The following is a 12,436-nucleotide window of genomic DNA, read 5'->3' as shown; positions in this document are numbered from 1 at the left end:
CACAGCTGAGAACGCGCTGCTCCATGAAGGACAGCCCCTCCCCCGCACGCCGTGCAGGCGCGCTGGAGAGGGGCTGTCGTCGTCGCGGAGGATCAGCGGCCGTCGCCGTCCGGACCCTCCAGCGGGCGCGGCGCGAGCTCGTCGTCGCGCATGGCCAGCGTGCCGATCGGGATGAGATCGGTGTAGCTGTCTCGGGTCCGGGAGATCTCCATGACGCGATCACGCACGACGAACCAGCCGATCACCAGAGCGGGCACGACCACGACGACCACCAGGCCGAGCGTCCAGCTGCCCACGGGGTAGTCGATCGCCATGAGGAAGAGCACCACTACGACGAACCCGACCACGAGCCAGTCGCCGAAGACCCCCAGCGGGCTGCGGAACGACGGGCGCTGGTACAGACCCTGCTCGGAGAGCTTCACGAACTTCCGGTGCGACATCACGATGGTGACCCAGGCGGCCATCACGCCGACCGCGCCGATGTTCATGACGATCTCGAAGGCCTGCTCCGGCACGAAGATGTTCAGGGCCACGCCGATGAACGCCATGACGGCGGTCAGCAGGATGCCGCCGACCGGGACGCCCTGGGCGTTGATCTTGCCGGCCAGCTTGGGCGCGGAGCCCGCCACGGACATGGAGTGCAGGATGCGACCGGTCGAGTAGATGCCGGCGTTCATGGAGGACATGGCCGCGGTGATCACCACGAGCTGCATGAGCGGGCCGGCCGCGCCAACGTTGATCGAGGAGAAGAACGTCACGAACGGGGACTCGTCGGCGGAGTACGCCGTGAACGGCAGCAGCAGGCACAGCAGCAGGACCGAGCCGCAGTAGAAGACGGCGATGCGGAAGATCACCGAGTTCACCGCGCGCGGGATCTCCTTGTGCGGGTCGGCAGCCTCCCCGGCGGTGGTGCCCACGAGCTCGATGCCCGCGTAGGCGAAGACCACGCCGCCGATCATGACCGCAGCCGGCACGACGCCGCTGGGGAAGAGGCCGCCGTTCTCGGCGATGAGGGAGAACCCGACGGGCGCCCCGGTCGGCGTGCCGAAGAGCACGAAGAAGATGCCCACCACGAGGAAGAGCAGGATGGCGCCGACCTTGATCAGCGAGAACCAGAACTCCATCTCGCCGAAGACCTTCACGGAGACCAGGTTCAGGGACACGACCAGGATCACGACTGCGAATGCGATGGCCCACTGCGGGATCGCAGCGATCCACTCCAGCGGCATGTAGCGGCTGAACCAGCGGAAGTAGAGGGCCAGGGCGGTGGCGTCGGCCACGGCCGTGAAGGACCAGAACATCCAGTAGAGCCAGCCGGACGCGTAGGCGGCCTTCTCGCCGTAGAACTCGCGGGCGTAGGAGACGAAGGAGCCCGAGGACGGACGGTGCAAGACCAGCTCGCCCAGGGAGCGCAGCATGAGGTACCCGAAGAACCCGCACAGCGCGTAGAGGAGGAACAGCGACGGGCCGGCCGTGGCCAGGCGACCACCTGCACCCAGGAACAGACCCGTGCCGATGGCCGAGCCGATCGCGATCATCTGGACCTGGCGACCGCTGAGGGACTTGTGGAAGCCCTCCTGCTCGTGGGCGTAGGCGTCCTGCGGGGCAGGATCGGTAGTGGGGTGTGACATGTGCACCTTCTCAAGGTGAGGAGCAGTGATGCCTCGTCCTCGGGGCATTGTTGAACAGACCGAGACAGTACTCGCCCCGAGACCCATCAGTGACATGAGCCACGAACCTGACTTCACAATATGCACTGAGCGGTAACTCAGGGTTCACCCAGGAATGATCGTCTGGCCTGGTCAGGTGCTCCGGCCGCTCCAGCAGCGGGGCACATCCTCGGCCTCGCAAGGATCCTGCATGTCTGCCCTGAAGCCCTCCCGCGCCTCGTCGCTGTCCGCCGCCGTCGTCGCAGGCGTCGTGGTCACCTCCTCGTTCGTCGTCCCGGCCCAGGCCGTGGAGCCCACCCCCGACGCTGCTAGCGCCACGGCCACCACCGACCTGCTGTACTTCAACGACTTCCACGGCCGTCTGGACGAGGACCCCGTGGGCTTCGCCGGAGCCATCGAGTCGCAGCGCGGGCCCGAGGACCTCCTGCTCTCGGGAGGGGACAACATCGGCGCCTCGCAGTACACGTCGGCCGCTCAGGACGACAACCCCACGCTGGACATGCTCAACGCTCTCGAGCTGGACGCCTCCGCCGTGGGCAACCACGAGTTCGATCAGGGCCGCGACGACCTCACCGAGCGCGTGGTCGACCGGGCCGAGTTCCCCTACCTGGCCGCCAACGTGCGGGTGGGCTCGGAGACCGGCCCGCTGCTCATGGAGGGCGAGGGCCACGACGGAAATGGCGCCTACGAGCTGTTCGAGCGCGACGGAGTGAGCTTCGCCGTGATCGGTGCGGTCACCCAGGCCACGCCGTCCAAGCTGGCCCCGTCGGCCACGGAGGGCCTGGTCTTCACCGACCCGGTCGCCGAGGTCAATGCGGTGGCCGAGGACCTGGCCGCCTCGGGCGAGGCCGACGTCATCATCGCCGCCTACCACGACGGCTCCGCGAGCCAGACCCAGGCCGAATCGGACCGCTTCTGGACCGAGACCTCCGAGGAAGTCGACGTGATCTTCGGCGGCGACACCCACGCCGAGTACACCGTGAGCGACGACGTGGACGGCGACGGCACCGACGACCGGGCCTACATGCAGACCGGCTCCTACATGGCGAACCTGGGCAAGGTGGAGGTCACCTACGACGCCGAGGCCGATGACGTCGACCTGGTCCCCACCCTGACCTCCTACGACGAGTTCATCGCGGGCCAGACCCCCGAGCAGCTCGTGGCCTCCTCGCCGCGCACCGCCGAGGTGGACCGCATCGTCGACGAGGCCACCGCCACAGCGGAGCAGATCGGCTCCACGCCTGCCGGGCAGATCACCGGCGACCTCACCACCGCCTTCACCGGCAGCACCCGCGACGACCGCCAGAACGAGTCGGCGCTGGGCAATGAGGTGGCCGAGGGCTTCCGCTCCGAGCTGGCGGAGTCCCACGGCGTGGACATCGGCGTGATCAACCCGGGCGGGCTGCGCAACGAGCTGTACTACGTCGACGACCCGGAGGAGATCATCGACGGCGATGCCGACGGCGTGGTCACTGAGGCCGAGATCAACAACGTCCTGCCCTTCGCCAACAACCTCAACACGGTCGAGCTGACCGGCGCCCAGTTCGAGAAGGCGCTCGAGCAGCAGTGGCAGCCGGAGGGCTCCTCGCGGGCGTTCCTGCACCTGGGGCTGTCGGACAACGTCCAGTACACGATGGACGAGTCCCGCCCCGCAGGTGATCGCATCACCTCGATCACGATCGACGGCCAGCCGCTCGACCCGGCCGCCACCTATACCGTCGGCTCGGTCTCCTTCCTGCTCGAGGGCGGCGACGGCTTCACGGCCTTCACCGAGGGCGGGGCCAGCACCGACACAGGTCGCATCGACCGCGAGGCCTTCCAGGACCACCTCGGCTCCTTCGACGCTCCTCTGGAGCCCGCGTTCGACCGCCGAGCGGTCAACGTCACCGGCTCCACGACCGAGGGCGGCACCACGACCCTCGAGCTCTCCGAGCTGAACATGACCTCGCTGGGAGCGGTGGCCAACGAGACCGTCGAGGTCCGGAAGGGCTCGCCGGAGGGCGAGGTCGTGGCCTCCGCCGAGGTCACCGGCGAGCCCGCGAAGGACGCCTCCGGTCAGGTGGGCGGTGCCGCGAGCCTCGAGGTCCAGGTCGCCGATCTGGAGGGCGGGCCCGCCTACCTGGTCGTCTCCCCAGCCGGCACCACTATGCAGCTGCCCGCCGAGCTCTTCGTCGCCGGCGACCCGGAGCCCACACCGGAGCCCACCGATCGCCCGACCTTCGGGCACGGCCGCGATCTGGCCGATCAGCGCAAGGCCGACCGCGGGCGCCCCTCCGGCGATCTGCGCGAGTGGGTGCTCGAGCAGCGCGAGCGCCGCTCGGGTCGCTGAGCCGCAGCCGCCTGCCCAGCTCATCTCCCGGGGCCCGTCGGGAATCCCTCCCGACGGGCCCCTCCCCTCTCCGTCCTCACCCCCTGCCCCCATCCTCCGAAGGGAATCCAGAAATGACTGCCCAGAAGACCCCCCAGCATCGCACCGGGCGCCTGCGCTCGGCCGCTCTTCCCCTGGCCGCCCTGCTGGCCATCCCCGCCGGGCTCAGCACGCTGGCGCCGGCGAGCGCCTCACCGGCCGGCGACGAGGTCGTCATCAACGAGGCCTATCTCAGCGGCGGCTCGGCCAACGCGGTCTACTCGCACAAGTTCGTGGAGCTCTACAACCCGACTGATGCGCCCGTGAGCCTGGACGGCTGGTCGCTGCAGTACCGCTCCGCGACCGGAACGGCGGGGACGTCGAACACCGTGCGCCTGTCCGGGACCATCCAGCCCGGCGAGCACTTCCTGGTCAGCGGAGCCTCCAACGGCACCAACGGGGCAGCGCTGCCCGCGGCCGATGTGGAGGCCGGCGGCAGCCTGAACCCGTCGGGCACCCGCGGCACCCTGGTGCTCTCCAACGGCTCCCAGCCCCTGAGCCTGCCGACCGGCTCCGTCGTGGAGGGCACGGCGGGCGCGGAGTCGGTCGTGGACCTGCTGGGCTACGGCGACTCCAACACCTTCGAGTCCGCCGGGGCCACCAGCCCGTCGTCGAACTCCGACCCGCGCTCCCTGAACCGCACCGACGCGGTGGACACCGACGACAACTCCGCCGACTTCTCGCTGTCGACGCAGGTCACCCCGGCCTCCGGCGACGGCTCCGAGACGCCGAATCCGGAGCCGACTCCCGACCCCGAGCCGGGACCGGCCCAGGAGCTGTCGATCGCCGAGATCCAGGGAGAGGGCGAGACCACTCCGTACCCGGACCAGCAGGTCTCCACCCGCGGCGTGGTCACCGCCGTCTACGCGACCGGCGGGCTGAACGGCTATCAGATCCAGACCGAGGGAACAGGCGGCGATCTGGGCGAGGACCACGGCGCCTCGCACGGAATCTTCGTCTACGCCCCCGAGGCCCTCGACGCGGCCCAGCTCGGCGATCACGTGGAGGTCACCGGGACGGCCAACGAGTTCTACGGCCAGACCCAGATCTCCGTTCCGGCCGATGGCATCGAGGTGCTCACCGCCCCGGCCGAGGCCGTCAAGCCGGCAGAGACTGCTTGGCCCGCCGACGAGGCCTCCCGCGAGCAGCTCGAGGGCATGCTGCTGCAGCCCAGCGGGGAGTTCACCGTCTCGGACAACTACAGCCTGAACTCCTACGGCGAGATCGGGCTGGCCTCCGGCGAGGGCCCGCTGCGCACACCGACCGACGTGGCCCCGCACGGCTCCACCGAGGCCGCCGCGGTCGAGGCCGACAATGCCGCCCGCGGCGTCCTGCTCGACGACGGCTCGACGTGGAATTACACGAATCTGGAGCGCTACGGCGATCAACCGCTGCCCTACCTCACCCTGGAGAATCCGGTGCGCACGGGCTCGACCGTCAGCTTCGATCAGCCGGTCGTGCTGGGCTACGGCCACGATGCCTGGCGCTTCCAGCCGCTCGAGCAGGTCACGGGAGACACCCCCGAAGCCGTGCCCGCCGTGTTCGAGAACGACCGGTCGGAGCATGCCGCCCCGGCCTCCGTGGGCGGCGACTACACGCTGGGCACGTTCAACGTGCTCAACTACTTCACCTCTCTGGGCGAGGACGAGCCCGGCTGCGAGGCCTACACGGACCGCGCGGGCGATCCCACGACCGCCGATTACTGCGACGTGCGCGGGGCCTACGACCAGGACTCGTTCGCCCAGCAGCAGGACAAGATCGTCGCGGCGATCAACGGCCTGGACTCCTCGGTGGTCTCGCTCGAGGAGATCGAGAACTCCGCCGCCTTCGGCAAGGACCGCGATCAGGCCCTGTCCGCCCTGGTGGATGCCCTGAATGCGGATGCCGGCACGCAGAAGTGGGACTACGTCCCCTCCCCCGCCGAGGTCCCTGCCGCAGAGGACGTCATCCGCACCGGGTTCATCTACCAGCCGGGCGAGGTCGAGACCGTGGGCGAGTCCGTGATCCACGTCGACGAGGCGAACTTCGACAACGCCCGAGAGCCGCTGGCCCAGGAGTTCCGCCCCGTGGGCGGCACCGAGGCCGATGACTTCGTCGTCGTCGTGAACCACTTCAAGTCCAAGGGCGGCTCCGGCTCCGGCGACAACGCCGACACCGGGCAGGGCTCCTGGAACGGCGACCGCACCCGCCAGGCCGAGTCCATGCAGGACTTCGCCGAGTCCTTCTCCGAGAAGGCCGATACCGAGCGCACGTTCCTCGTGGGCGACTTCAACTCCTACACCCACGAGGACCCCATGCTCGGGCTCTACGAGGACGGGTACGTGAACCTGGCTCCGGAGGGCCAGCACAGCTACTGGTTCGACGGGCAGGCCGGCTCGCTGGACCACGTCCTGGCCTCCCCGGCTGCCGCCGAGGCCGTGACGGGGTCGGACATCTGGGAGATCAACGCGAACGAGTCCGTGGGCATGGAGTACTCGCGGGCGAACTACAACGTGGTGGACCTCTACGCCCCGGATCAGTTCCGCGCCTCGGACCACAACCCGGCCCTGGTGGGGATCGCACTGAGCGGGTCGGAGGAGCCGTCGCCCGAGCCCACTGATCCGACGGACCCGACCGATCCTTCGCCGGAGCCCAGCCCTGAACCCACCGATCAGCCGACCTTCGGGCACGGCCGCGATCTGGCCGAGGAGCGCAAGTCCGAACGCGGCCGCCCGTCCGGCGATCTGCGCGAGTGGGTCCAGCAGCAGCGGGACCGCTTCACCTCGACCCGCTGATCCGCCCAGCCCCTTCTCTCACGCCTGCGTGCGCGGATGCGTCGCCACCCCGCGAACGGCGCATCCGGGCACGCAGGCGCGGGATCGTGCGCGAGTGGGCTGACGAGGGAGGCTCAGTCCAGGATCTGCTGCGCGGCGCGGTCGGCGTCGGCCAGGGTGCGGGCACCCAGCTCGGCCGGGGCATCGGCCTCGGCGGCGATCGCGGTGCCCCACTGCACCGAGGTCAGCTGCAGCCCCAGCACCCACACGCCCTCCTGGACCCGGTCATTCGTGCCGATCGTGCGGTAGGGGATCTCCGAGACGTCCAGGCCCGCACCGGGCATCCGCACGGCGCCGTCGCGGGTGTCCATGGGCTTGGAGCGCACCAGCCCTGCGTCGTGCATGGACTGCAGCAGCGGCGAGATGTTGCGCCGGACCTCGTTGGGCGGGGACATCGCCTCGAGCATGATGCCCGCCCGGTACGGCTCGGCGGCCACCCACGGGGAGCTGGCCTCGAAGCAGCCGCGCTCGTCGTCCACCCGGAACACCGGATCGGGCCCCAGGAAGCGCACCACATCGGCCCGGGCCAGCGCCGCCAGCTGACGGATCCGCAGAGCGGGCGGCCCCGAGCTCAGCCCCTCGACCAGCGGCGCGAACGTGCGCAGGAGCTCGTCGTGCCAGGAGGCATCGCTCAGCCCCACCTCGGCGATGATCTGCTTGAGCAGGGTGCGCGACCAGTTCAGCGACGAGAAGGCCATCTTGGCCGGGTCGTCCTCACCCTGGGCTGAGCCTGCGGCATCGCGGTCCAGCAGATGCACGACGGCGGCCGCATACTCCTCGTGCGAGCCGAAGTCCTCCCCGCGGAAGGGCTTGGCCGACCGCACGGGGTCGAAGCGCTCGGGTGCCGGCACCGCGCTCTGCACGAGGCGCTCGAGGCGCACCTCCCACGGCAGCCCCTCGGCGGTGTCCTCGGCCAGGCGCTCCTGCGAGTCCTGGGCCCACTCGCGCTCGGCACCCCTGCGGGCGGCCGGGGCGGTGCGCGCGGGCCCGGAGGGGGCGTCGTCGTCGGGAACCCCCAGCGCCCGGTCGAGCTCGACCAGGAAGTCCTCGGCGGGCATGCCCAGGCGATCGGCGTGCACGCGCGCGTACGTGCGGTAGTAGGTGCGGTGGGCATCCCGCAGCACCAGCGGCAGCAGGACGCGCTCGAAGGACAGCGGGCCCTGGCCCCTGAGCTGCTCGATCGTCTCCGGGGTCAGGAAGCGGTGCTCCAGGCTGCGGGCGTAGTAGGAGCCGATCTCCGGCTTGGCGCGGTACGGCGTCCCGCGGCGCGAGCCCGCCACCACGAAGGGCTCCTGGCCGGAGGGCCGGTAGACCAGTCGGTCGGTGCCGTCGTCGGCGGGCTCGAACACGCCGCCGCGGCCCTCGGTGACCTCGGCCAGGACGTCGTGGAAGTTCAGGCCCATGCCGCGCACGAGCACGGTCTCACCCGGCGGCAGCGTGTCCCAGTGGCCGTCGGCCGGGACGACCGGCGGACGGTAGTCCAGCCCGTTCTGGGCAGCGCCGTCCACGAGCTCCTTCTGCCCCCGGCTCAGGTGCGCGTCCAGGTGGCCCAGGGCGAGCACCACATGATCGGCCAGCAGCTCCTGCTGACCGCCGATCTCCACGGCGTAGCGGTGCCGACCGGTCTCGACCCGGCGCGCGGCCACGGCCTCGTCGCGGTGCACCCTCAGCTCGAGCGTGGGCGGCGCGTGCTCGACCAGCGTGCGGAACACCCATTCGAGATAGGCGCCGTACAGCCGCCGCTGCGGGAAGTCCGCAGCCCCCAGCTGCTGCAGCGCCTCCCGGTTCTGCTCGTCCAGCTCCACCGGCAGGCCCCGCTCGACGATCGCCCGACGCCAGCCGTCGAAGCTCATCCCGCGCAGCGGCTCCAGCGGCGGCACCTCCAGGGCGCCGTCGGCCGCGATCACGGTGGGGAACAGCGACGGGGTGTTCATCAGGAACCGCGGCGACTGCCGGGCGCGCCACACGTGGCCCGCCCCCGGAGGGAACGGGTCCACGACGTCGACCTTCACCCGCCGCCCCGTGGCCGCCGCATGCGCCACGACCCGCTCGAGCGCCGAGAGCCCGCGCGGCCCGCAGCCCACGATGACCACACGGGGCACGGGGCGGGAGCGGGGCTCGTCGTCAGGGGTCTCGTCGGGGTGCATCGGAGGGGTCATGGCCCCAGCATAGGAACTGCGGACCCTGCCTGAGGCCCCGGAGCCGGGCCCTAGGGTGGGGACCATGACCGAGACCCCTGCCGAAGACCCTGTCGACGACCTCCTGTGGCTCGAGGAGATCCACGGCGAGCCCGCTCTCGAGTGGGTTCGCGAGCAGAACGAGCGCAGCGAATCCTTGCTGCTGACCCCGCAGCTCGAGCGCCTCGAGGCCGCCGCGCTCGAGGTCATGGACTCCGATGACCGCATCCCCATGGTCTCCAAGCACGGCGAGCACTACTACGGATTCTGGCGCGATGCCGAGCACCCGCGCGGGCTGTTCCGCCGCACGACCTGGGAGTCATGGCTCAGCGACGACCCGCAGTGGGACGTGCTCCTGGACCTGGACGTGCTGGCCGAGGCCGAGGGCGTCCCCTGGGTCTGGGGCGGTGTGCGGCTGCTGCGCCCCCAGCACACCGAGGGCCAGTGGCGACGCATGCTGATCGCCCTGTCCCCGGACGGCGGCGACGCCCGCCGCTACCGCGAGTTCGATCTGCTCTCGCGCAGGTTCGTCCCCGCCGACGAGGGCGGCTTCGACCTTCCGGCGGCCAAGACCTCGGTCTCCTGGCTCAACGCGGACACGCTCTATGTGGGCACGGACACCGGTCCGGGCTCGACCACGACGTCGTCGTACCCGGCCCAGGTGCGCCGGCTGTCACGCGGGCAGGAACTGGCCGAGGCGCCTGTCGTGTTCTCGGTGCCCGCCGATCACGTCCAGGCGTGGGTGGGCCGCGATCACACGGAGGGCTTCGAGCGCACCGTGGCCGTGGATGCGATCGACTTCTTCCGCTCGAGGACCTCTCTGCTGGATGAGGCTCGCGGCGGTGAGCCGGCGCTGATCGACGTCCCCGAGACCGTCGAGGCCGACCCGCACCGACAGTGGCTGCTGCTGCGGCCGCAGGAGACCTGGGGCGACTACGCGCCCGGCACCCTGCTGGTGGCCGAGCTCGAGAGCTTCCTGGCCGGCGACCGCTCCCTGACGGTCGTCTTCGCCCCGGATGAGCACACGAGTCTGCAGGGCTGGTCGTGGACCGCCTCGCACCTGGTGCTGCAGCTGCTCTCGGACGTCTCCTCCGAGATCCGCGTGATCGAGCCCGGTACCTGGCGCTCCGAGCCCATGCAGGGAACCGGCGAGCACCGCTCCACGGCGGTGTGGGCCGTCGACGACGAGGACCCCGTGGCCGGCGACGACGTCTGGGTCTCCACGAGCGGCTTCCTGACCCCCACGACGATCCTGCGCGGCACCCTGGAGCAGTCGCTGCCGCGTCCGCTCAAGCAGGCGCCGTCGTTCTTCGACGCCTCCGGGCTGAGCGTCGAGCAGCACTGGGCCGTCTCCGACGACGGGACCCGCATCCCGTACTACCAGGTGGGCCCCTCGGACCTGCCGCTGGACGGCCGCAATCCCACGCTGCTGTCCGGCTACGGCGGCTTCGAGGTCTCGCGCACCCCCGGCTACTCCGGGGTGATCGGGCGGTCGTGGCTCACCCGGAAGGTCGAGGCCTCAGGCGCGGGCGGGGCCGCACCCGGCCGCACGGGCGTCTACGTCATCGCGAACATCCGCGGCGGCGGCGAGTACGGACCCTCATGGCACCGGGCTGCCCTGCAGTCGCAGCGCCACCGCGCCTACGAGGACTTCGCCGCCGTGGCCCGCGACCTGCACGAGCGCGGCGTGAGCTCCCCGTCCACGCTGGCATGCGCCGGCGGCTCGAACGGCGGGCTGCTGGTGGGCAACATGCTCACCGCGTATCCGGAGCTCTTCGCGGGCATCTCGTGCGGCGTGCCGCTGCTGGACATGCGCCGCTACACGAGGCTGTCGGCGGGGACGTCGTGGATCGCGGAGTACGGCGATCCGGAGGACCCGGAGCAGTGGCAGTGGCTGCGCACGTTCTCCCCGTACCACCTGGTCGAATCGGGGCAACAGTACCCGCCGGTCCTGTTCTGGACCGCCACGAGCGACGATCGCGTGGGACCCGTGCAGGCGCGCAAGATGGCCGAGCGGATGCTGCGGCAGGGCCACGAGCGGGTCTGGTTCCACGAGACGCTCGAGGGCGGGCACGCAGGCGCCGGCGACAACCGCCAGGCCGCACGCTCGCACGCGCTGTCCTACGACTTCATGTGGCGAGCGGTGACCGCCACCCTCTGACCCTCCCCCTCACCCCCGCCGAGTGGATCCCCAGTTGCGATATTGGGCCCTATAGCGCAACTGGGAATCCACTCGGCGGGGGTGAGGGGGCACACGGGGAACCGGCCGGTCTGGGGCGAGGATCGGGTCCTCGACCGGCTCAGGACTCGTTGCGGTACCACTCGGGAAGCGGCTCGAGGCCCAGACGGGTCTGGTCTCCGGGCCGGGTGAGGGTCAGCAGCGCGCGCTGCACCACAGGCTCCTGCTCGAGCAGATCTTCGACGGCCTGGACCCGGGCGCGCAGCTCGGACTCCCGGACATCGCCGGTCACGTCCACGGAAGCCACGACGAACAGCCTGTCGGCACCGACCCACTCGGTGTGCAGCAAGCTCACGGACTCGATGTCGGGGTGCTCGAGGAGGATCGAGAGCAGGCGGTTGCGCCCGCGCGGGCTGCCGCCCTCGCCGGTGAGCAGCTGGACATTGCGCCGGATCAGCACGACCGCCACGACCCCCAGCAGCACGCCGACCAGGATGGAGCCCAGGGCATCCCACATCGCGTTTCCGGTGAACTGATGCATGACCATCCCGCCTGCTGCGATCAGCAGGCCGACGAGCGCGGCCGAGTCCTCGGCGAACACCGCACGCAGCATCGAGTCCGAGGTGGTGCGGATGTAGCGCAGCGGGCTGACGCGGCGGGCATGGGAGCCGGAACGGGCCTGGCGCAGCGCCTGCAGGAACGACGTCCCCTCGAGCACGAATGACACGACGAGCACCAGATAGGCCCAGCCGTAGCCGCCGTCCTCGCCCTCGCCGCCCAAGGACTGGATGCCGTGCCAGATCGAGACCCCGGAGCCCACGGCGAACAGGCCGATCGCAGCGAACATCGCCCAGACGTACCCGGCACGGCCGTAGCCCAGCGGGTGGGAGGCATCCGGGGCCCGACGCGAGCACCGCTCGCCCACCAGCAGGAAGATCTCATTGCCCGTGTCGGCCCAGGAGTGGGCAGCCTCCGCGACCATCGAAGCCGATCCGCTCAGCGCGGCGATGCTCGTTGTCGGAAGGCCAGACGAGGTCCGCGTCGACGAAAAAACGACCCCCGTGTCGCCACGGGGGTCGTCCTGCCGCCTCTGACGAGGCTGATGCAGCGGAGACGGGGGTGTCCTGCGTCACGACATCGTTGACGCCCCTGACCACCACGTTTCCGCATGAGCGTTGACCGATGAGTCC

General features: G+C 70.6%; 6 protein-coding genes. 3 read left to right on the top strand and 3 right to left on the bottom strand.

Going from position 1 to position 12,436, the window contains the following annotated elements; translation table 11 throughout:
• Positions 1-92: 92 nt before the first annotated feature.
• Positions 93-1,631, bottom strand: coding sequence for an amino acid permease (locus tag RF645_RS12165; protein WP_368819169.1), 1,539 nt, complete (start codon positions 1,629-1,631; stop codon positions 93-95).
• 229 nt (positions 1,632-1,860) lie between these two features.
• Here RF645_RS12165 and RF645_RS12160 point away from each other — a divergent pair, with 229 nt between their 5' ends.
• A complete protein-coding gene (locus tag RF645_RS12160; protein WP_368819168.1) occupies positions 1,861-3,999 on the top strand; it encodes a bifunctional UDP-sugar hydrolase/5'-nucleotidase in 2,139 nt (712 codons plus the stop codon).
• Between the two features lie 113 nt (positions 4,000-4,112).
• Positions 4,113-6,851, top strand: coding sequence for an ExeM/NucH family extracellular endonuclease (locus RF645_RS12155; protein WP_368819167.1), 2,739 nt, complete (start codon positions 4,113-4,115; stop codon positions 6,849-6,851).
• A 113-nt stretch (positions 6,852-6,964) separates the two neighbouring features.
• On the opposite strand, the gene RF645_RS12150 is transcribed toward RF645_RS12155, so the two are convergent.
• Entirely contained in the window at positions 6,965-9,049 is a 2,085-nt protein-coding gene (locus RF645_RS12150; protein ID WP_368819166.1) for an FAD/NAD(P)-binding protein, read from the bottom strand.
• Positions 9,050-9,113: 64 nt separating this feature from the next.
• Here RF645_RS12150 and RF645_RS12145 point away from each other — a divergent pair, with 64 nt between their 5' ends.
• Positions 9,114-11,228 (top strand): prolyl oligopeptidase family protein, encoded by a 2,115-nt coding sequence (locus RF645_RS12145; RefSeq protein ID WP_368819165.1) that lies wholly within the window; start codon positions 9,114-9,116, stop codon positions 11,226-11,228.
• 139 nt (positions 11,229-11,367) lie between these two features.
• Here RF645_RS12145 and RF645_RS12140 read toward each other — a convergent pair whose 3' ends face one another.
• Positions 11,368-12,246 carry a cation diffusion facilitator family transporter gene (locus RF645_RS12140; RefSeq protein WP_368819199.1) on the bottom strand — a complete coding sequence of 293 codons (879 nt, stop codon included), beginning with the start codon at positions 12,244-12,246 and terminating at the stop codon, positions 11,368-11,370.
• Between the last annotated feature and the right edge of the window lie 190 nt (positions 12,247-12,436).

The organism is Kocuria sp. CPCC 205260 (assembly GCF_040981045.1).
Lineage (GTDB): Bacteria > Actinomycetota > Actinomycetes > Actinomycetales > Micrococcaceae > Kocuria > Kocuria palustris.
The sequence above is the reverse complement of the archived record's forward strand: the minus strand, read 5'-3'. Positions and strand labels throughout refer to the sequence as shown.